At 45.5% G+C, this 19080-nt stretch carries 22 protein-coding genes; all 22 read left to right on the plus strand.

From position 1 onward, the window contains the following. The first annotated feature begins 5 nt into the window (after positions 1-5). The 22 genes from rplK (at position 6) to rplX (ending at position 19063) form a co-directional block, all read left to right on the plus strand. On the plus strand, positions 6-428 hold the full coding sequence (gene rplK / locus DESPODRAFT_RS12060; protein ID WP_004073786.1) for a 50S ribosomal protein L11: 423 nt from the start codon (positions 6-8) through the stop codon (positions 426-428). A 24-nt stretch (positions 429-452) separates the two neighbouring features. Next, entirely contained in the window at positions 453-1148 is a 696-nt protein-coding gene (rplA, locus tag DESPODRAFT_RS12065; protein ID WP_004073787.1) for a 50S ribosomal protein L1, read from the plus strand. Between the two features lie 184 nt (positions 1149-1332). After that, the gene (gene rplJ, locus DESPODRAFT_RS12070) at positions 1333-1857 is read left to right on the plus strand and encodes a 50S ribosomal protein L10 (protein WP_040016348.1); all 525 of its coding nucleotides are present in this window, start codon (positions 1333-1335) and stop codon (positions 1855-1857) included. Between the two features lie 69 nt (positions 1858-1926). Then, positions 1927-2319, plus strand: a complete 393-nt coding sequence (rplL, locus tag DESPODRAFT_RS12075) for a 50S ribosomal protein L7/L12 (protein WP_004073789.1) — start codon at positions 1927-1929, stop codon at positions 2317-2319. 112 nt (positions 2320-2431) lie between these two features. After that, the gene (rpoB, locus tag DESPODRAFT_RS12080) at positions 2432-6562 is read left to right on the plus strand and encodes a DNA-directed RNA polymerase subunit beta (protein ID WP_004073791.1); all 4131 of its coding nucleotides are present in this window, start codon (positions 2432-2434) and stop codon (positions 6560-6562) included. A gap of 10 nt (positions 6563-6572) precedes the next feature. Continuing rightward, complete coding sequence (gene rpoC / locus DESPODRAFT_RS12085; protein ID WP_004073792.1) at positions 6573-10955, plus strand: DNA-directed RNA polymerase subunit beta'; 4383 nt, start codon at positions 6573-6575, stop codon at positions 10953-10955. Positions 10956-11057: 102 nt separating this feature from the next. Next, positions 11058-11429 carry a 30S ribosomal protein S12 gene (gene rpsL / locus DESPODRAFT_RS12090; RefSeq protein WP_004073793.1) on the plus strand — a complete coding sequence of 124 codons (372 nt, stop codon included), beginning with the start codon at positions 11058-11060 and terminating at the stop codon, positions 11427-11429. Positions 11430-11505: 76 nt separating this feature from the next. Continuing rightward, positions 11506-11973: a 30S ribosomal protein S7 gene (gene rpsG / locus DESPODRAFT_RS12095; RefSeq protein WP_004073800.1), complete on the plus strand. Its 468-nt coding sequence runs from the start codon at positions 11506-11508 to the stop codon at positions 11971-11973. Between the two features lie 47 nt (positions 11974-12020). Beyond that, positions 12021-13214, plus strand: a complete 1194-nt coding sequence (gene tuf / locus DESPODRAFT_RS12100) for an elongation factor Tu (protein ID WP_004073802.1) — start codon at positions 12021-12023, stop codon at positions 13212-13214. A gap of 23 nt (positions 13215-13237) precedes the next feature. Further along, positions 13238-13546 (plus strand): 30S ribosomal protein S10, encoded by a 309-nt coding sequence (gene rpsJ / locus DESPODRAFT_RS12105; protein WP_004073804.1) that lies wholly within the window; start codon positions 13238-13240, stop codon positions 13544-13546. A 24-nt stretch (positions 13547-13570) separates the two neighbouring features. Further along, positions 13571-14203, plus strand: a complete 633-nt coding sequence (rplC, locus tag DESPODRAFT_RS12110; RefSeq protein ID WP_004073806.1) for a 50S ribosomal protein L3 — start codon at positions 13571-13573, stop codon at positions 14201-14203. 137 nt (positions 14204-14340) lie between these two features. After that, positions 14341-14961: a 50S ribosomal protein L4 gene (gene rplD, locus DESPODRAFT_RS12115; RefSeq protein ID WP_004073808.1), complete on the plus strand. Its 621-nt coding sequence runs from the start codon at positions 14341-14343 to the stop codon at positions 14959-14961. Between the two features lies 1 nt (position 14962). After that, positions 14963-15250 carry a 50S ribosomal protein L23 gene (gene rplW / locus DESPODRAFT_RS12120; RefSeq protein ID WP_004073810.1) on the plus strand — a complete coding sequence of 96 codons (288 nt, stop codon included), beginning with the start codon at positions 14963-14965 and terminating at the stop codon, positions 15248-15250. A gap of 12 nt (positions 15251-15262) precedes the next feature. Further along, on the plus strand, positions 15263-16096 hold the full coding sequence (gene rplB / locus DESPODRAFT_RS12125; protein ID WP_004073812.1) for a 50S ribosomal protein L2: 834 nt from the start codon (positions 15263-15265) through the stop codon (positions 16094-16096). A 10-nt stretch (positions 16097-16106) separates the two neighbouring features. Beyond that, positions 16107-16382, plus strand: a complete 276-nt coding sequence (gene rpsS, locus DESPODRAFT_RS12130) for a 30S ribosomal protein S19 (protein ID WP_004073814.1) — start codon at positions 16107-16109, stop codon at positions 16380-16382. 29 nt (positions 16383-16411) lie between these two features. Further along, positions 16412-16747, plus strand: coding sequence for a 50S ribosomal protein L22 (gene rplV, locus DESPODRAFT_RS12135; protein WP_004073817.1), 336 nt, complete (start codon positions 16412-16414; stop codon positions 16745-16747). Positions 16748-16763: 16 nt separating this feature from the next. Next, positions 16764-17417 (plus strand): 30S ribosomal protein S3, encoded by a 654-nt coding sequence (gene rpsC, locus DESPODRAFT_RS12140; protein ID WP_004073818.1) that lies wholly within the window; start codon positions 16764-16766, stop codon positions 17415-17417. Between the two features lie 23 nt (positions 17418-17440). Then, positions 17441-17851, plus strand: a complete 411-nt coding sequence (rplP, locus tag DESPODRAFT_RS12145; RefSeq protein WP_004073819.1) for a 50S ribosomal protein L16 — start codon at positions 17441-17443, stop codon at positions 17849-17851. Further along, positions 17851-18051, plus strand: coding sequence for a 50S ribosomal protein L29 (gene rpmC / locus DESPODRAFT_RS12150; RefSeq protein WP_004073820.1), 201 nt, complete (start codon positions 17851-17853; stop codon positions 18049-18051). The genes rplP and rpmC overlap by 1 nt, the downstream gene beginning before the upstream one ends. Positions 18052-18066: 15 nt before the next feature. Continuing rightward, positions 18067-18327, plus strand: coding sequence for a 30S ribosomal protein S17 (gene rpsQ, locus DESPODRAFT_RS12155; protein WP_004073821.1), 261 nt, complete (start codon positions 18067-18069; stop codon positions 18325-18327). An 18-nt stretch (positions 18328-18345) separates the two neighbouring features. Continuing rightward, positions 18346-18714 (plus strand): 50S ribosomal protein L14, encoded by a 369-nt coding sequence (gene rplN, locus DESPODRAFT_RS12160; RefSeq protein ID WP_004073822.1) that lies wholly within the window; start codon positions 18346-18348, stop codon positions 18712-18714. Positions 18715-18742: 28 nt separating this feature from the next. Continuing rightward, positions 18743-19063: a 50S ribosomal protein L24 gene (gene rplX, locus DESPODRAFT_RS12165; RefSeq protein ID WP_004073823.1), complete on the plus strand. Its 321-nt coding sequence runs from the start codon at positions 18743-18745 to the stop codon at positions 19061-19063. Positions 19064-19080: the final 17 nt, after the last annotated feature.

Consider the following 19080-nt stretch of genomic DNA (forward strand, 5'->3'; position numbering starts at 1 on the left):
ATAAAATGGCAAAAAAAGTAATGACACAGATTAAGCTTCAGGTTGAAGCCGGCAAGGCAAATCCGTCTCCCCCCATTGGTCCGGCTCTGGGGCAGCACGGTGTCAACATTATGGATTTCTGTAAAGCGTTTAACGCTAAAACCGCTAATGATGCAGGACAGATTATTCCGGTAGTTATCACTGTATATCAGGATATGTCTTTCAGTTTTATAACCAAAACCCCGCCCGCTTCAAGACTGCTTCTGGCCGCAGCCAAGCTTTCCAAGGGGTCTGGAGAGCCGAATCGAGAAAAAGTCGGCAAGGTGACAAAAGATCAGGTTGTTGAGATTGCAGAAACTAAAAAACCGGATTTGAATGCCTCGGATATTGATGCTGCCGTGAGAATTATTGAAGGCACTGCAAAAAGTATGGGAATAGAAGTCGTTTAACTTTCAAGTATAAGAGTGATTAAAATGCCTAAGCGGAGTAAAAAACATAACGAAGCACTGAGCAAAGTGGACAGAATGGTTCAGTATGGACCCAAAGATGCCCTGGAAATTGCTGTATCTTCCAGTTATGCAAAATTTGACGAAACGGTTGATGTCGCCGTAAGGCTGGGGGTTGACCCGCGGCATGCAGACCAGATGGTTCGCGGAACCGTTGTTCTGCCCAATGGACTGGGTAAAGAGGTAAAAGTCCTGGTTTTTGCCAAAGGTGAAAAAGAACAGGAAGCCCTTGATGCAGGCGCAGACTTCATTGCCACAGACGAGATCGTTGAGAAAATTAAGGACGGATGGTTCGGGTTTGATAAAGCAATTGCTACACCGGATATGATGGGTACCGTCGGTAAACTGGGGCGTATCCTTGGTCCAAGAGGCCTTATGCCCAATGCAAAAACCGGTACCGTTACATTTGAACTTGCCAAGGCCATCAATGAAGTAAAAGCCGGTAAAATTGATTTTAGGGTTGAGAAAGCAGGTATAGTTCATGTCCCCGTTGGTAAAGTATCCTTTGGTGCCGAGAAGCTGTTGGAAAATGTAACCGTCTTTCTTGATAAGATTGTCTCTCTCAAGCCTGCGGCAAGCAAAGGAACCTATCTGAAATCCATCTGCGTATCTTCAACAATGGGTCCTGGTATTAAAGTAGATCCTTTGTTGATAAATAGTTGATTAAATAAATAATAAGCGTGTTTGGTGTTTATTAAACGAAACACGCTTAAACCTGTCATAGACAGTAGGTGCATATAATATGCATAATCGGATTTGCCGGCCTGCCGAGATAGAAAATAAATTTTGTTTTGGTTTTGTTGGCACCTTCGATACTAATTTATTTATGGAAGGAGGTGTAAAAAAAATGCTGAATATTTCCCAGAAAAAAGAACTGGTCGAAAAACTTGCAAGGGATCTCGGCGATGCAGAGATTTCTTTCTTGGTAGACTACAAGGGTCTGACTGTGTCCCAAGTGACCGAATTTCGAGCAAAACTACGGGAAGCCGGTGCTCAAATGGCAGTTGTAAAGAATACCTTGATGAGACTGGCGGCGAAAGGGACCGGCTCTGAGGTATTAATTGATCTTTTTAAAGGACCCAATGCGATCATCATTTCCAAAGATGATCCTGTGGCACCTGCCAAGGTCATATCAGAATTTCTGAAAACCAATGAGAAAGTACAACTCAAGGGTGGGGCCCTTGGCGGAAAATTTTTAAGCGCAGAAGATGTGGCGCAGCTTGCCAAGATGCCTTCCAAAGAAGAATTGCTGGCCAAACTGGTATATACACTTAATGCCGTTCCCACGAATTTTGTCAATGTGCTGGCCGGTGTTCCCAGATCTTTTCTCAATGTGCTTAATGCTGTTAAAGATCAAAAAGATGCAGCGTAACTTAAAATAAACCAAAACTTTAAATTTATAAGTACGATTCAGATATTCGTATATTTTCAGGAGATAAAAATGGCTGATATTACAAAAGATGATGTAATTGAATTTATTTCAAATATGAGCGTTCTGGAACTTTCCCAACTCATTAAGGAACTTGAAGACAAGTTTGGTGTATCCGCAGCAGCACCTGTCGCCTTTGCTGCCGGTGCCATGCCTGCCGGCGCTGATGCCGGCGCTGCAGCAGAAGAAGAGAAAACAGAATTTGATGTTATCCTTGAAGTTGCCGGTGACAAAAAAATTAATGTAATCAAGGAAGTTCGTGCCATCACAGGTCTTGGGCTGAAAGAAGCCAAAGCACTTGTTGAAGAAGCTCCCAAAGCTGTAAAAGAAGGTATTGCCAAGGAAGAGGCACAGAAAATCAAAGAACAGCTTGAGGGTGCCGGTGCTCAGGTGTCTGTAAAGTAGTTTAGCATAGCTGATAAGCACAAATAGTTTGTGCATAAACTATACGCGGGGGCAAGGCCATTGGGTCGTGTCTCCGCTTTTACGGTTGGAAAAACTCACATCGGGAGATATCATGACCGGAAGTCTTTTGACGAACAAGCGTGTTAGAAAAGAGTTTGGCGGTAAACGTAAAATTATAGACATCCCTGATCTCATCGGGATGCAAAGAGAATCCTTTGAAGGTTTTCTTCAAAGGGATGTTTCCCCCCAGGACAGAGAGGAAAAGGGGTTGCATTCGGTTTTTAAATCCGTCTTTCCTATCAAGGATTTTACCGATACCTCCTCCCTTGAATATGTCTCTTATTCCTTTGGGGAGACCAAACACTCCATGCAGGAGTGTATCAGTCGCGGGATGACCTATGACATCCCGATCAATATAAGGGTTCGGCTTGTCGTCTACGACTATGACAAAGATACAGGTGTGTCAACTATCCGTGATATAAAGGAGCAGGAAATATATTTTGGCACCATTCCTTTGATGACGCCGAGGGGAACTTTCATCATTAATGGAACTGAACGTGCAGTTGTATCCCAGCTTCACCGGTCTTCCGGTGTTTTCTTTGATCATGACAAAGGAAAAAACTATTCCTCAGGTAAAATTATTTATAATGCGCGTATTATTCCAGTGCGTGGGTCGTGGATTGATATGGAAATTGATGCCAAGGATATTGTCTATATCCGTATTGACCGCCGGCGTAAATTTCCGGTTTCCATTCTTTTCAAGGCCTTTGGATATACAGGGGAAGACATTCTTGACTTTTTTTACACCAAGGAAAAAATTGTCCGTAAAAATGGCTCTTATTTTAGAGAATTCGTACCTGACAATTTGGTCCGTCAACGGGCCGGTTATGATATAAAATCTCCTGAAACCGGAGAGATTGTGGTCAAGGCCGGTCGAATTTTTACTAAACGTGCTTTAAAACAACTTTCCGATGAACATTTGGATTTTATTCCTATTTCTGAAAATGAACTCATTGGCAAAGCGTTCGCAAGTAATTTCTTCCTGGAAAGCAGTGACCAGGCGCCATTGTTTTATGCCGGTGCAGCCATTGCAGAGGACACATTTGAACTGCTTGAAGAAAAAGATATTAATACCTTTGAGATTCTTTATGTAGATCCCCGCAGTTCAGATTCCATGCGCAAAACCCTGTTGTCGGACAAGATTGAATCCAAGGAAGAGGCCTTAATGGATATTTATCGCAGGCTTCGTCCCGGCAATCCTGCTACCATTGAGGTGGCCCAGGATTTTATTGATCATCTGTTTTTCCGCCAGGCATATTATGATTTGTCTAAAGTGGGCCGTCTTAAAATGAATCATCGTCTCGGGGTGAATACGAAAATCGATGTAAAAACCCTGAGAAAAGAGGATGTGTTGCTTACGGCAGCGACGTTGATTGAACTCAAAGACACCCAGGGTCAGGTGGATGATATAGACCACCTTGGAAATCGGCGGGTCAGGGCTGTGGGTGAACTTTTAGAAAACCATTACCGCATCGGTCTTGTCCGCATGGAACGTGCCATCAAGGAAAAGATGAGCATGCAGGAAGTGGACGCCATGATGCCCCACGACCTTATTAATCCCAAACCCGTGTCCGCGGTTGTTCGCGAGTTTTTCGGCACGTCACAATTGTCCCAGTTCATGGACCAGACCAATCCTTTGTCTGAAACCACGCATAAGCGGCGCCTTTCAGCTCTGGGGCCCGGTGGTTTGACCCGTGAGCGTGCAGGCTTTGAGGTGCGTGACGTTCATCCGTCCCACTATGGCCGTATCTGCCCTATTGAGACCCCTGAGGGTCCTAATATTGGTCTGATTGTTTCTCTATGTACATATGCCCGGGTCAATGATTTTGGATTTATTGAAACCCCTTTCAGGATCGTGAATGAAGGAAATGCCAGCAAAAAAATTCAGCATTTAAGCGCATTTGAAGAAAAGGAACACCCGATTGCCCAGGCCAATGCACCTTTGGACGTTCACGGAAGTTTTATCAATTCCACGGTCTCTGCACGGGTGGCCGGGGAATTTGAGATGGTGGCACCCGAAGAAGTAAAGTTTATGGACGTATCGCCAAACCAGTTGGTATCGGTATCCGCATCCCTCATCCCGTTTCTTGAAAATGATGACGCCAACAGGGCACTTATGGGTTCGAACATGCAACGCCAGGCAGTGCCGTTGATTCGCAGTGAAGCGCCTTTAGTGGGTACCGGCATGGAAGCGGTTGTTGCCAGAGATTCCGGGGTTACCATTGTTGCTGAGTGCGACGGGGTGGTGGTTGATGTAGATTCAAAGCGAATTGTTGTCAAAAATGATGACAATGATGATCCCAAATTTAATAAGGTCGTCTCCATTTACAACTGTACCAAATTTGTCCGTTCCAACCAGAACACCTGCTTTAACCACAGACCCATCGTAAAGAAAAACGAACGGGTTAAAAAGGGGCAGGTCATTGCTGATGGTCCGTCTACTGAGTTGGGAGAGCTGGCGCTTGGAAAAAATGTAACCGTGGCTTTCATGCCCTGGGACGGTTACAATTATGAGGATTCTATTCTGGTCTCCGAGCGGTTGGTCAAAGACGGCGTATACACCTCCGTTCATGTTGAGGAATTTGAAGTTCTTGCCAGGGATACCAAGCTTGGCAAGGAAGAGATTACCAGAGACATTCCGAATGTGGGTGAAGATGCTTTGAAAAATTTGGATGAAAGCGGCATTATCCGTCTGGGTGCCGAGGTCAAACCTGGTGATATCCTGGTAGGTAAAATCACGCCTAAGGGTGAAACCCAGCTCTCTCCGGAAGAGAAGCTTTTACGCGCCATTTTTGGTGAAAAAGCAGGAGATGTAAAGGATACGTCACTTTGTGTACCTCCGGGTGTTCATGGAAAAATTATTGATGCCAAAGTCTTCTCACGTCGCGGCCTGCCCAAGGATGACAGAACGCGCCAGATTGAGGATGAAGAGATTGAGCGTTTTGAAAAAGATCGGGATGATGAGATAAGAATTATTTCCGATGTGGGCCGAGAGAAAGTTGAATCCGTACTTGACGGTCATACACTGCTTAACAGTCTGGAACGAAACGGAAAGGTCTTGGTTAAGGCCGGAACCAAAGTGGTTCCGGGTGTTTTTGAAAAAGTACCTGTGTCCGTACTGGTAAATGTCACTGTTGAGGACGCTGTATTAACAGAAAAAATTCAGGTTATTCTTGAACAGGCCCAGGATGAGATAAAAAAGGCACGGGAGCATTTCAACCGTCAGGTTTCCAGATTTGAGAAGGGTGATGACCTCCCGCCTGGGGTTCTAAAACTTATTAAAATCTCTGTTGCCATGTTACGGGTGCTTTCTGTTGGAGATAAGATGGCCGGCCGCCACGGGAACAAGGGTGTTGTTTCAAGAATTCTTCGGGTTGAGGACCTGCCTTATTTTGCAGACGGCCGCCCTGTTGACATGGTGCTTAACCCCCTGGGTGTGCCTTCCCGTATGAATGTGGGCCAAATTCTTGAGATTCATTTGGGCTGGGCTGCCTATGCCCTGGGCCAGCAGATTGACGAGATGCTGGAGGAAAAACGGCTGGACGCATTGCGGGATAAGGCCAAACAGATTTTCTCCCTGACCCGGAAACAAAGGGAGGGACAGGTGGATGATGCCATTGTCCGTGACATTGACGCCATGAATGATGAAGAATTTATAGAATTCGCATCCCTCTATAAAAACGGGGTACATACGGCCACACCTGTATTTGACGGTGCCACAGAGGAAGAGATCAAAGACTTGATCAGCATGTCCGACAGTGATCCCTCGGGCCAGTCCATCCTCTATGACGGGCGTACCGGAAGACCCTTTGATAAACCGGTTACTGTGGGCACCATGTATATGCTCAAACTTCATCATCTGGTTGATGATAAGCTGCATGCGCGGTCCATCGGGCCGTACTCCCTTGTTACCCAGCAACCCCTTGGCGGTAAGGCCCAGTTCGGCGGTCAGCGACTTGGGGAGATGGAGGTCTGGGCCATGGAAGCCTATGGTGCGGCCCATGCGCTTCAGGAATTTCTTACGGTGAAATCCGATGATATGACCGGCCGGACCCGTATGTATGAAAAAATTGTTAAAGGCCAGAATGTCCTGGAACCTGGGATGCCTGAATCTTTCAGGGTTCTGATTAAAGAGCTCAATGCTCTGGGGCTGGATATGAATCTTATAGAAGGCAGCAAATAAGGAGAAGACTTTGGATAATATTTACGATTTCTTCGCAAAACCCAAGGATCCCCAAAGTTACGAGGGCGTTCAGATCAGCCTTGCATCATCCGATCAGATTCGGGAATGGTCCTACGGCGAAATAAAAAAGCCTGAGACGATCAACTATAGAACCTTTAAGCCTGAACGTGACGGTCTTTTTTGTGCTAAGGTATTTGGACCGACCAAGGATTACGAGTGTAATTGCGGTAAATATAAACGCATGAAGCATCGGGGCGTTGTTTGTGAAAAATGCGGGGTTGAGGTTATTCAGTCCAAAGTAAGACGCGAGCGTATGGCGCATATTGAACTTGCCGCGCCCGTATCCCATATCTGGTTTTTGAAAAGTCTGCCTTCCAAGATCGGCAATGTTCTGGATATGACGTTGAAGAATTTGGAAAAGGTTCTTTACTTTGATTCATATATTGTTATCGACCCTAAAGGTTCCGGGTTGAAAAAAATGCAGCTGCTTTCCGATGACCAGTATTATGAGGCCATTGAAGAATTTGGTGAGGAGGGATTTATTGCCGGGATCGGCGCTGAGGCTATCTTAACCCTGCTGAATCAGATTGATCTTCAGGCAGTTCATGATGAACTTACCGAAGAGATCGGCCTGACCAAATCCATGGCCAAACAGCAAAAAATGGCCAAGCGCATGAAGGTCATTGATGCCTTTTTGACATCAGGTATAGAGCCTTCTCGGATGATCCTGACGGCTTGTCCCATTTTGCCTCCGGATCTGCGCCCCCTTGTACCCCTTGAGGGTGGCAGGTTTGCCACCTCGGATCTCAATGATCTGTATCGCCGTGTGCTCAATCGCAACAACCGCCTTAAGCGGCTGGTTGATCTCAATGCACCGGATATTATTGTCCGAAACGAAAAACGGATGCTCCAGGAAGCTGTAGACGTCCTTTTTGACAATGGACGCCATGGCCGGGTGGTCACAGGGACCAACAAGCGTCCGTTGAAATCTTTATCTGATACGCTCAAAGGCAAACAGGGGCGGTTCCGTCAGAATCTCTTAGGTAAACGTGTGGATTATTCCGGGCGTACCGTAATTACCGTGGGGTCTGAACTTCGGCTCCACCAGTGCGGCATTCCCAAGAAAATGGCGTTGGAGCTTTTCAAACCGTTTATTTACAATTACCTTGAGCAGAAAGGCCTGGTCTCCACGGTAAAAAGTGCCAAGAAAATGGTTGAGCGCGAGGAGACCGAAGTATGGGATGCTCTTGAAGCCGTGGTAAAGGAATACCCGGTTATGCTTAACCGAGCGCCCACCTTGCATCGTCTCGGGTTCCAGGCGTTTGAACCGGTATTGATCGAAGGCAAGGCCATTCAGCTTCATCCTCTGGTGTGTCCGGCGTTCAACGCTGATTTTGACGGAGACCAGATGGCCGTACATGTGCCGCTTTCCCTGGAATCTCAGCTGGAAGCCAGGATCATGATGCTCTCTACCAACAATATTTTATCCCCGGCAAACGGTCAGCCGATTATTGTTCCCACCCAGGACATTGTATTGGGAATTTATTATATGACCCGGGCAATGTCCGGTCAGCAGGGAGAGGGGAGCACCTTTTCAAGTACAGACGAGGTCCGTTTTGCCTTTGATGCGGGAGAGGTGAGCATTCATGCCAAAATCAAGGTTCGCATTGACGATGTGATCTATGATACCACTACCGGCCGAATTCTTTTGTGGGAGACCATCCCCGGTGACGTGCTTTTAAACATGAACCGTATCCGGACAGAAAGCCTTGAGGCCGGCGAAGCCGCGCTTGCTGAATTAAAAGCAGGTGAAGATTTTGATGCTGTTTTGAATAAATACGCGGATGAGGAGATTAAAAAGACCCGGGGGGCAACAGGCGTTTTAACGCGTAAGGAATTTAAAAATATTTTTCAGGTTTCCGACGTGGTGGTGGAGCAGCTTTACGGACTTAAACAAGGGCAGTTCACCGATGTGCGGATGGTCGGCGAAAAGTACACCATTTTTAAAGTGGAAGAAAGAACCTCTACCTTGCCGTTCAGTCTGGTGAACAAGCTGATGGATAAAAAATCCATTGTAAAGCTCATTGACTATGCCTACAGAAATATCGGTTTAAAGGAAACCGTTATCCTTTCCGACCGTCTAAAGGACATTGGATACAAACATTCAACACTTGGCGGCCTGTCCATCTGTATTGATGACATGATTATTCCGTCAAACAAATGGGATCTCATTGGTAAAGCAGAAAAAAATATTGAAGATATTAAAAATCAATATTCCGAAGGTTTGATTACCCAGGGTGAGAAATACAACAAGGTGGTTGATATCTGGGCCCAGGCCACAGATGATATTGCGAACGCCATGATGGAAGTGATGAAGAATCCGCCCAAAAAAGAAGGGGCGGACAGCTCAGAGGAACTCAATGCCGTTTATGTTATGGCGGATTCCGGAGCCCGTGGTTCCAAGGATCAGATGCGTCAGTTGGCCGGTATGCGTGGTTTGATGGCCAAACCTTCCGGTGAGATTATTGAAAATCCCATCACCGCATGTTTCCGTGAAGGGTTGTCCGTACTACAGTACTTTATATCCACCCATGGTGCCCGGAAAGGGCTTGCTGATACTGCATTGAAAACAGCAAACTCCGGTTATCTTACCCGCCGTTTGGCTGATGTCGGTCAGGACTGCACGATAGTGGAGCCAGATTGCGGTACCATCAACGGCATTGAAGTTGAAGCTTTGTATGAGGGTGGTGAAATTATTCAGACCCTTGGAGAAAGAATTCTTGGGCGCGTTACTCAGGAGGATATCCGCGATCCTTATTCCGATGAATTTATTGTGGCGGCTGACACAGAACTTAATGAAGCCCATGTGGCTAAAATTGAGGCCGCAGGCGTTCAACGCGTAAAAATCAGATCCGTATTGACATGTAACTCAAAGCACGGTGTCTGTTCAAGATGCTACGGTCGTGACCTTGCCCATGGTGTCACGGTGGAAATTGGTCAGGCCATTGGTATTGTGGCAGCCCAGTCCATTGGCGAGCCCGGTACTCAGTTGACCATGCGCACTTTTCATATCGGCGGTACAGCATCCAGAAAGGTAGAGGTCGCTGAGGTCAAGGCCCGTGTCGGTGGAATTGTAAAGTTTAACGAGGATATTCAGACCGTTACTTCGGCCCAGGGCGATGTTATTGTCATGAACCGTAAAGGTGGCGGCGTGACCATTGTCGGCGAAGAGGGGCGTGAGCGTGCCAAGGATAATGTGATTTATGGTGCCACCCTTCATATCAAGGATGGTCAGCAGATTGAGCCGGGCGACATTATCGCCTCCTGGGATCCCTTTACCACGCCGATTATCACGGAAGTATCCGGTCGGATAAGATTTGCTGATATCATCGTGGGGAATACGGTTCAAGAACAGATTGACCCGGTTACCGGCAAAGCGTCAAGGACGATTATTGAAAGCAAGGATGTTGAGGTTCGGCCCAGGATCACCGTCAAAGATAAAGAGGGTAAAGCGGTCAAGTTGCTCAACTCTAAAACCCCAGCCAGGTATTACCTGCCGGTAAACGCGATTCTAACTGTTGATGAGGATGACAACATCATGGCAGGAGAGGTTATTGCCAAACTGCCGCGGGCCACCACTAAAACCAAAGATATTACCGGTGGTCTTCCCAGGGTCGCTGAGCTTTTTGAGGTCAGAAAGCCAAAGGATCCCGCAGTGCTGACTGAAATTAATGGCTATGTCACCGTTTCAAAGGGGACTAAAGGCCGTCAAAAGGTCACGGTTAAGCCTGGCGATGTTGGAGAGGCCAAAGAGTATGCCATCCCCAAGGGGCAGCATGTGTCAGTGTATGACGGAGATTATGTAAAATCAGGTGATCCGCTGATCGCAGGTTCGGCCAATCCCCAGGATATCATGAACATCAAGGGTGAAGTGGCCCTAGCCAAATACCTGGTTGACGAGGTCCAGGAAGTTTACAGGCTTCAAGGTGTACGAATCAACGATAAGCACATTGAGGTAGTCATTCGCCAGATGATGCGCCGGGTTAAAGTGATCTCCACCGGAGATACTAATTTTATACCCGACGAACAGGTTGATCGTATTCTTTTTGAGGAAACCAATCGCAAAGTGGCCATGGCAGGTGGTGAGCCGGCCAAGGGCGAACCCTTGATTCTTGGTATTACCAAAGCCTCTTTGTCTACAGATAGCTTTTTGTCTGCAGCATCTTTTCAGGAAACCACCAAGGTACTTACTCTTGCAGCCATTGAAGGCAAGTATGACGGGCTTAAGGGGTTGAAGGAAAACGTTATTATGGGTAGACTCATACCGGCTGGTACGGGTTTTCCAGGCTATCGCAATATAGAAGTGGGATATGGTGAAGTTGCTGAAGTATAGAAAAAATAAAATATTATTGACATTTAGAAAAAGTATAAGTAAAATTAAACATTTTGTCGTATATGGCGACTTATTAAGTTTGATGAAGGAGCGTGTGGAGTTATGCCGACCATAAATCAATTGGTACGAAAAGGTAGAAAGAAGTCTGAAAAAAAGGTTAGTACGCCGGCGTTGAAGGGCGGACCTCAAAAGCGCGGGGTTTGCACTAGGGTGTATACTTCTACTCCTAAAAAGCCGAACTCAGCTCTAAGGAAGGTTGCAAGGGTTCGTCTGACAACCGGTATGGAAGTCGCAGCTTATATCCCGGGCATGGGGCATAATCTCCAGGAACACTCTGTTGTTCTGGTCAGGGGCGGAAGGGTAAAAGACCTTCCAGGTGTGCGCTACCATATTGTCAGGGGTGCCCTTGATACGCTGGGTGTGGATGATCGTCGCCAAGGGCGTTCAAAGTATGGTGCCAAACGTCCCAAATAGTCATGATGGCCCAAATAATCATGATTGGGTATAAGCATTCATATTAATAAAATATAAATTTGGTGGACTTTTTAAGATGGCAGAAAAATTAGTGTTTAAGGAAGGTTTCATGCAGGATGCCACGCATGAAGAAAAGATAGCAGCCAAGTTTGTCAATTGTGTTATGAAAGACGGCAAAAAGAATGCTGCCCGAAAAGTTGTGGCTGATGCGTTGATGATTGCTGAGGATAAGATTGGCGAGCCTGCTCTGGCAGTGTTTAAAAAAGCGATTGATAATATCAGGCCTTCTGTTGAAGTGAAATCAAGAAGGATCGGCGGCTCTACCTATCAGGTGCCTACTGATATAAAACCCGGTCGCCAGACAGCTCTGGCTTTCAGGTGGCTTATCAATTTCAGCAGAAGCCGTTCTGAAAAAGGTTTTGCGAATAAGCTTGCTGCTGAGGTGATGGACGCTTATAACGAGCGTGGCGGGGCAATCAAGAAAAGAGAAGATACACATAGAATGGCTGAAGCCAACAAGGCTTTCGCGCATTTTAGGTGGTAGAAATTTAAAAATATCTTTGTAAACATTCCACAGGAGGAATAGAGAAGATGGCTAAGGAGAAATTTGAGCGGAACAAACCGCACGTAAACATCGGGACAATCGGGCATATCGATCATGGGAAAACCACTCTGACTGCGGCGATTACCAAACTTGCAGCCATGAAGGGCCATGGTAAATGCGTTCCCTTTGATGAAATTGACAAGGCCCCGGAAGAAAGAGAGCGTGGTATCACCATCGCCACTGCCCATGTTGAATACGAGACCGAGAACCGCCATTACGCGCACGTAGATTGTCCGGGCCATGCTGACTATATTAAAAATATGATCACCGGCGCTGCTCAGATGGATGGTGCTATTCTTGTTGTGTCCGCCGATGACGGTCCCATGCCCCAGACCCGTGAGCACATTCTGCTTGCCCGTCAGGTCGGTGTGCCTACAGTCGTTGTTTTCCTGAATAAATGCGATATGGTCGATGATGAAGAGCTGATTGAGCTGGTTGAAATGGAACTTCGGGAACTTCTTGATACCTACGAATTCCCGGGAGATGATACACCTATTATCCGCGGTTCTGCGCTTAGGGCTCTGGAATGTGACGATGTGAACGCCGAAGAAGCCAAGCCCATTTTTGAACTTCTTGATACTCTTGACTCCTATGTTCCCGAACCAGAAAGAGATATTGCTAAGCCATTTCTGATGCCCATCGAAGATGTTTTCTCCATTTCCGGTCGTGGTACGGTAGTCACCGGTCGTATTGAGCGTGGTGTGATCAAAACCGGCGAAGAAATTGAGATTGTAGGTATCAGAGACACTTCCAAGACGGTCTGCACGGGTGTTGAAATGTTCAGAAAGCTTCTGGATGAAGGGCAAGCTGGTGACAATGTCGGCTTGTTGCTTCGCGGTACAAAGCGTGATCAGGTTGAACGTGGTCAGGTTGTCTGCAAACCCGGTACCATTACTCCGCATACCAAGTTTAAAGCTGAAATGTATGCTCTGAGCAAAGAAGAGGGTGGTCGTCATACGCCCTTCTTTACCGGTTACAGACCTCAATTCTTCTTCAGGACCACTGACATTACGGGTGTTCTGACCTTGGACGAAGGCGTTGAAATGATTATGCCTGGTGATAATGCGAGCATTAATGTCGAATTGATCAACCCCATCGCGATGGAAAAGGAACTTCGTTTTGCTATTCGTGAGGGTGGCCGTACCGTTGGGGCCGGTGTTGTTGGTGAAATCGTAGAATAGTAGATTAAGAAAGAATAATAATAATGTTGAAGACTAAAATTAGAATTAGGCTCAAAGCTTACGATCATAAGCTGCTTGATCAGTCTTCAGTAGATATTGTTGATACGGCAAGGAAAACCGGTGCCAGAATTGTGGGGCCGGTTCCCTTACCTACCCGTATCAACAAGTTTACTGTGTTGCGTTCACCTCATGTGAATAAAAAATCTCGTGAGCAGTTTGAAATCAGAACGCACAAAAGAATGATGGATATTCTTGAGCCGACACAGCAGACAGTGGACGCGTTAATGAAACTTGACCTGTCCCCCGGCGTGGATGTTGAAATTAAATTATAGTGCATTAACAGGGACATATTTGTTATGATGAGTGGATTGCTTGGAAAAAAAATCGGGATGACCAATGTGTTTGCCTCCGATGGGCAGCTCGTTCCTGTTACAGTTTTGCAGGTTGGACCCTGTGTCGTAACCCAGATTAAAACGGAAGAGACTGACGGGTATACAGCCTTGCAGCTGGGGTTTGATGAAAAGCCGGTTGAGCGTTTAAACAAACCTGTTGCAGGACATTTGAAAAAAGCATCGGATAAGGGCTTTGGGGTCTTAAGAGAATTTAGAGAAGATTCAGTTGAAGAGATAGAAGCCGGTGCTACCATCGGTGTTGACATGTTTTCAATTGGAGATAAAGTAACTGTGACCGGCATTTCAAAGGGCCGTGGCTTTCAGGGAACCATCAAGCGTCATGGATTTTCCAGGGGGCCAGAAACCCACGGTAACCGGAATCATAGAAAACCGGGCTCAATCGGTAACTCTGCATGGCCTGCAAAGGTAATTAAGGGAAAAAAATTGCCTGGCCACAAAGGCGTGGATCAAGTTACGGTTAAAAATTTAACAATTGTAGATATTAAGCGCAACGACAACCTTCTTCTTGTAAAAGGTGCTGTTCCGGGTTTTAAAACCGGTGTTGTCGAGGTGCGCAAAGCTGATGTAAAAAAATAAAACAGTTTTTAACGCCGTGTTTTAGAAGTTAAAAATGCGGCAGAACATCAGTCTAATTAAATAGACAAATAGCGGCTATGGGTATTGCAATTATCTCGCAGTGATGCATAGTCGATCAAAATTGAAGAGGAAGAATAATGGCTGCTGTAGATGTATTAAACAGTGCAGGTGCTAAAGTGTCTGAAGTGGAGCTGCCTGACGAAATTTTCAGCATACCGGTCAAAACAAGTGTTCTTCACGAAGTCGTTCGGTCTCAGCTCGTATCAAAACGGGTAGGGACTGCTGCGTCTAAGACCAGGGGTATGGTTTCAGGTTCTACGAGGAAATTGTTCAGACAGAAGGGAACCGGTAATGCCCGGGCCGGTAGCGTAAAATCTCCTTTGCGTAAAGGTGGTGGAGTTATTTTTGGTCCCAGCCCCAGATCCTATGAAATAAAAGTGCCTAAAAAAGTAAGAAAGCTTGCTCTTAAGATGGCTTTAAGTGCAAAATTTTCAGACAGTCAGCTTTTTGTTGTTGACGCGCTTGAACTCGAAGAAATTAAAACAAAGGCGTTGGCTAATGTGCTTTCCACATTGAAGCTCAATGATCTTCTCATTGTTTCGGACGCTGATGATGCAAAGCTTGCATTGTCCTCCAGAAATATTCCGGATGTCAAGGTGATTAAAACGGAAGGTCTCAATGTTTATGACATTTTAAAGTTTAAAAATCTTTTGCTGGTTGAATCCAGTATTGAGAACATTAAGGGGAGGCTGAGCTAAGATGATTGAATATGACATCCTCCGAGGACCTGTAGTTACCGAGAAATCTACCCTCCAAAGAGAACAGTTCAACCAAGTGACGTTAAAAGTTGCCAAGGATGCCAACCGGGTTGAAATTAAAAATGCTGTTGAGAAAGCGTTCAATGCGCAGGTCAAGCAGGTTAGAACCTTACAGGTTAAAGGTAAAATAAAGCAGCGTGGCAGAATTATCGGCAAAAAAAAGGACTGGAAAAAAGCCGTTGTCACGCTGATGCCCGGACAACGAATTGATTTTTTTGAAGGTGTGTAAAGAGGTATTAATATGTCAACAATAATTAAGAGCAAGCCGACATCTCCGGGAAGACGCGCTCAAGAGTATCTATCTTTTGAGGAAATTACAAAAGAAAGTCCTGAGCGAAGGCTGACTAAAAATATCAATAAACGGTCCGGTCGAAATTCCTATGGGAGAATCACCGCCAAACACAGAGGCGGCGGGGCTAAGAAAAAATATCGTATTATTGATTTTAAAAGGGACAAAGACGGAATTCCAGCCAAGGTTTCTGCAATAGAATATGATCCGAACAGATCTGCCAGAATAGCACTGTTGACCTACGCGGACGGTGAGAAAAGATATATATTGGCTCCCCTTGATATCAAAGTTGGTGATATTCTTGAAACGGGTCCCGATGCTGATATTAAACCAGGAAACTGTCTTCCCCTCGAGAATATCCCCACCGGTACCAGAATTCATAACATTGAGTTAAAGCAGAACAAGGGTGGACAGATTGTCAGAAGTGCCGGCGGGTATGCACGTCTGATGGCCAAAGAAGGTGCTTATGCCCAGATCCTGCTTCCTTCAGGTGAAGTTCGCATGATTCATATTAAATGCAAAGCCACTGTCGGACGTGTCGGGAATGAGAAACACGGCGATGTCAGCATCGGTAAAGCGGGGCGTAGCAGATGGATGGGGAAACGTCCTTCGGTTCGTGGTGTTGCAATGAACCCTGTGGATCATCCCATGGGTGGTGGTGAAGGCCGTTCTTCTGGTGGGCGTCAGCCCTGTTCTCCTTGGGGTTTCCCTGCCAAGGGTAAAAGAACCCGAAATAATGCCAGAACAGATCAGTATATTGTTAAAAGAAGGGCTAAAAGGAAATAGGTAATAAATTATGCCAAGATCATTAAAAAAAGGACCCTATATCGTGCCTGAGCTTCTTAAAAAAGTTCTTGAAGCCCAGAAGTCCAGTAGCAATAAAGTTATAAAAACCTGGTCGCGTCGTTCCACTATTTTACCTGAAATGGTAGGTAACACCTTTGCTGTTCATAACGGAAAAAAATTTATTCCAGTGTTTGTAACGGAAAATATGGTGGGGCATAAACTTGGTGAATTTTCACCCACAAGAACTTATTGGGGTCATGCCGCAGATAAAAAAGCTAAACGCTAATCTGTCGTGATTTAGAGGGATTTTAAGATATGGAAGTTAAAGCGACTACAAGATATACAAGAATCTCACCGTTGAAGCTTCGGCTGCCCATCAGCGAAATCAAGGGCAAAAATGCGGAACAGGCGCTGACTCTCTTGAAGTTCATGCCCTTAAAGGCTGCAGGGATTATGTACAAGACCCTGCAGTCTGCCATTGCCAATGCTGAACATAACAACGAGATGGATGTGGATAAACTGGTAGTGAAAAATGTGATTGTTGATCATGGACCATCCATGAAACGGTTCAGGCCGCGGGCAAGGGGAAGAGCAGCCCGTATTCTAAAAAGAACCAGTCATATAACAGTGGTTGTAGAAGAAACCATATAGACAAGGAGGAAAAGGCTTGGGCCAGAAAGTAAATCCTACCGGATTAAGATTAGGCATCATCAGAACCTGGGATTCCCGGTGGTACGCCGACAAAGAGTATGCAAGCTTTGTTGAAGAAGATTTCAAAGTAAGAAAATTTTTGAAACAGAAATTATACCATGCCGGTATTTCCAAAATTGAGATTGAGCGGTTTTCTAAACAGATCAGGCTCAGAGTCTTTGCAGCCAGGCCCGGTATCATTATCGGCAAAAAAGGCGCAGAGATTGCGCTGCTGAAAAATGAACTTGAAAAAATGCTTAATCCTGAAGTTCTGATCGATATTAAAGAGGTCAGAAGACCTGAAATTGATGCACAGCTGGTGGCAGAAAATATTGCAAGCCAACTTGAAAAACGCATCGCCTTCAGAAGAGCAATGAAAAGAAGCGTTTCCTCTGCCATGAGATTTGGAGCAAAGGGTATTAAAATCATCTGCTCGGGTCGGCTGGGTGGTGCTGAAATGGCCAGAACCGAATGGTACAAGGAAGGCAGAATCCCCTTGCACACGCTTAGAGCAGATGTAGATTACGGATTCATTGAAGCCAAGACCACCTATGGACTCATCGGTATTAAGGTGTTCATATTTAAGGGTGAAGTTTTAAGCCCGGGTGAACAGACTCTGGCAACTAATTAGAGGCAATAAGGAGAAATTAGCAAATGCTGAGTCCCAGAAATGTCAAATTCCGCAAACAATTCCGCGGTAGAACCAAAGGAACGCCCACGCGGGGCAACACATTGAGTTTTGGAGATTTTGGGCTCCAGGCTGTGGAATGCGGGTATGTTAATGCAAGACAGATTGAGGCAGCCAGGGTCGCGATGACCAGAAAAGCAAAAAGACAGGGTAAAAGCTGGATTCGTTTTTTTCCTGATCATCCCATTACCAAGAAACCGGCTGAAGTCAGAATGGGTAAGGGTAAAGGCGCAACAGATGCCTGGGTGGCAAGAGTAAAACCGGGCAAGATTCTCTATGAAATGGAAGGCGTTGACAGAGAATTGGCCAAAGAAGCCTTAAGGCTGGCTGCCAGAAAACTTTCCGTCAAAACCCGTTTTGTGGAAAGGAGAAAATAATGTTAAAGGCCAGTGAAATCAGAGATATGGATGCAGGCCAGATTAAAGATAAGATCTTTGAGCTCAAAAAGGAACTGTTTAACCTTCGTTTCCAGAATAATGTTGGTCAGCTCCCGAATACAGCCAATCTGTCCAGTGTAAGAAAAAACATCGCCAGACTTTACACGATTTCCAAAGAAATGAATATCAAAATTAGCTAATTAACGAGTATCGATATGGAAACTATTAAAAAAAATAAAAAAGAGCTGATTGGTCTGATCGTGTCCGACAAAATGGATAAGTCCGTGGTGGTCGGGGTTGAAAGATTTGTACAGCATAAGATGTATAAAAAATTCATCAAACGCTACAAAAAATATCAAGCCCATGATGAGAAAAATGAATGCAGGATTGGTGACGAAGTCAAAATTATCGAAACCAGGCCGCTAAGTAAACACAAACGGTTTCGGATTACTGAAATTGTTAAAAAAGCGGTATAGTGTCTAAGGAGTTGAATAATGATTCAAAGTGAAAGCAGACTGACAGTCGCTGACAATTCAGGCGCCAAGGAACTATACTGCATTAAAGTACTTGGCGGTTCTAAAAGAAGATACGCCACCATCGGAGATGTTATTATTGTTTCCGTTAAAGAGGCTATTCCCAATTCAAAGGTCAGTAAGGGAGATGTAGTCCGGGCCGTTATTGTCAGAACGACAAAAGAGATCTCCCGGCCCGACGGATCATCCATCCGTTTTGATGATAATTCCGCTGTTGTGATTAACAAAAATAACGAACCGGTGGGAACCCGTATTTTCGGACCCGTGGCCAGGGAACTTCGCGCGAAGCGTTTTATGAAGATCATTTCCCTTGCTCCGGACGTACTTTGATCCAAGGCCAGGGAGACAGAATTAAGTCATGAAAATAAGAATAAAAAAAGACGATAAAGTCAAGGTATTGACCGGCAAGGACAAGGGGAAAATCGGCAAGGTGCTCAAGGTTGTCAAAAAGACGAACCGCATCGTTGTTGAAAATATCAACATGGTCAAAGTTCATCAGAGACCTTCCCAGGCAAATCCCCAGGGGGGAATTGTTGAAAAATCCATGCCCATGGATGTGTCCAATCTTATGCTGATGTGTAATTCCTGTGTAACACCAACCCGCATCGGAATCAAACAGCTTGAAGATGGAAAGCGGGTAAGAGTCTGTAAAAAATGCAATCAGCAAATAGACTCATAACACCTACAGCCGGAGAA

Origin of the sequence: Desulfobacter postgatei 2ac9, assembly GCF_000233695.2 — a bacterium.
Taxonomy (GTDB): Bacteria; Desulfobacterota; Desulfobacteria; order Desulfobacterales; family Desulfobacteraceae; genus Desulfobacter; species Desulfobacter postgatei.

Bases quoted from the DNA above. Each gene is read 5' to 3' on its own strand.
- rplL (WP_004073789.1), top strand. From the start codon at position 1,927: ATGGCTGATATTACAAAAGATGATGTAATTGAATTTATTTCAAATATG.
- tuf (WP_004073802.1), top strand. From the start codon at position 12,021: ATGGCTAAGGAGAAATTTGAGCGGAACAAACCGCACGTAAACATCGGG.
- rpsQ (WP_004073821.1), top strand. From the start codon at position 18,067: ATGGAAACTATTAAAAAAAATAAAAAAGAGCTGATTGGTCTGATCGTG.
- rplJ (WP_040016348.1), top strand. From the start codon at position 1,333: ATGCTGAATATTTCCCAGAAAAAAGAACTGGTCGAAAAACTTGCAAGG.
- rplX (WP_004073823.1), top strand. From the start codon at position 18,743: ATGAAAATAAGAATAAAAAAAGACGATAAAGTCAAGGTATTGACCGGC.
- rplC (WP_004073806.1), top strand. From the start codon at position 13,571: ATGATGAGTGGATTGCTTGGAAAAAAAATCGGGATGACCAATGTGTTT.
- rpmC (WP_004073820.1), top strand. From the start codon at position 17,851: ATGTTAAAGGCCAGTGAAATCAGAGATATGGATGCAGGCCAGATTAAA.
- rplP (WP_004073819.1), top strand. From the start codon at position 17,441: ATGCTGAGTCCCAGAAATGTCAAATTCCGCAAACAATTCCGCGGTAGA.
- rpsL (WP_004073793.1), top strand. From the start codon at position 11,058: ATGCCGACCATAAATCAATTGGTACGAAAAGGTAGAAAGAAGTCTGAA.
- rplK (WP_004073786.1), top strand. From the start codon at position 6: ATGGCAAAAAAAGTAATGACACAGATTAAGCTTCAGGTTGAAGCCGGC.
- rplB (WP_004073812.1), top strand. From the start codon at position 15,263: ATGTCAACAATAATTAAGAGCAAGCCGACATCTCCGGGAAGACGCGCT.
- rplV (WP_004073817.1), top strand. From the start codon at position 16,412: ATGGAAGTTAAAGCGACTACAAGATATACAAGAATCTCACCGTTGAAG.
- rpoB (WP_004073791.1), top strand. From the start codon at position 2,432: ATGACCGGAAGTCTTTTGACGAACAAGCGTGTTAGAAAAGAGTTTGGC.
- rplA (WP_004073787.1), top strand. From the start codon at position 453: ATGCCTAAGCGGAGTAAAAAACATAACGAAGCACTGAGCAAAGTGGAC.
- rplD (WP_004073808.1), top strand. From the start codon at position 14,341: ATGGCTGCTGTAGATGTATTAAACAGTGCAGGTGCTAAAGTGTCTGAA.
- rpsJ (WP_004073804.1), top strand. From the start codon at position 13,238: ATGTTGAAGACTAAAATTAGAATTAGGCTCAAAGCTTACGATCATAAG.
- rpsS (WP_004073814.1), top strand. From the start codon at position 16,107: ATGCCAAGATCATTAAAAAAAGGACCCTATATCGTGCCTGAGCTTCTT.
- rplN (WP_004073822.1), top strand. From the start codon at position 18,346: ATGATTCAAAGTGAAAGCAGACTGACAGTCGCTGACAATTCAGGCGCC.
- rplW (WP_004073810.1), top strand. From the start codon at position 14,963: ATGATTGAATATGACATCCTCCGAGGACCTGTAGTTACCGAGAAATCT.
- rpsG (WP_004073800.1), top strand. From the start codon at position 11,506: ATGGCAGAAAAATTAGTGTTTAAGGAAGGTTTCATGCAGGATGCCACG.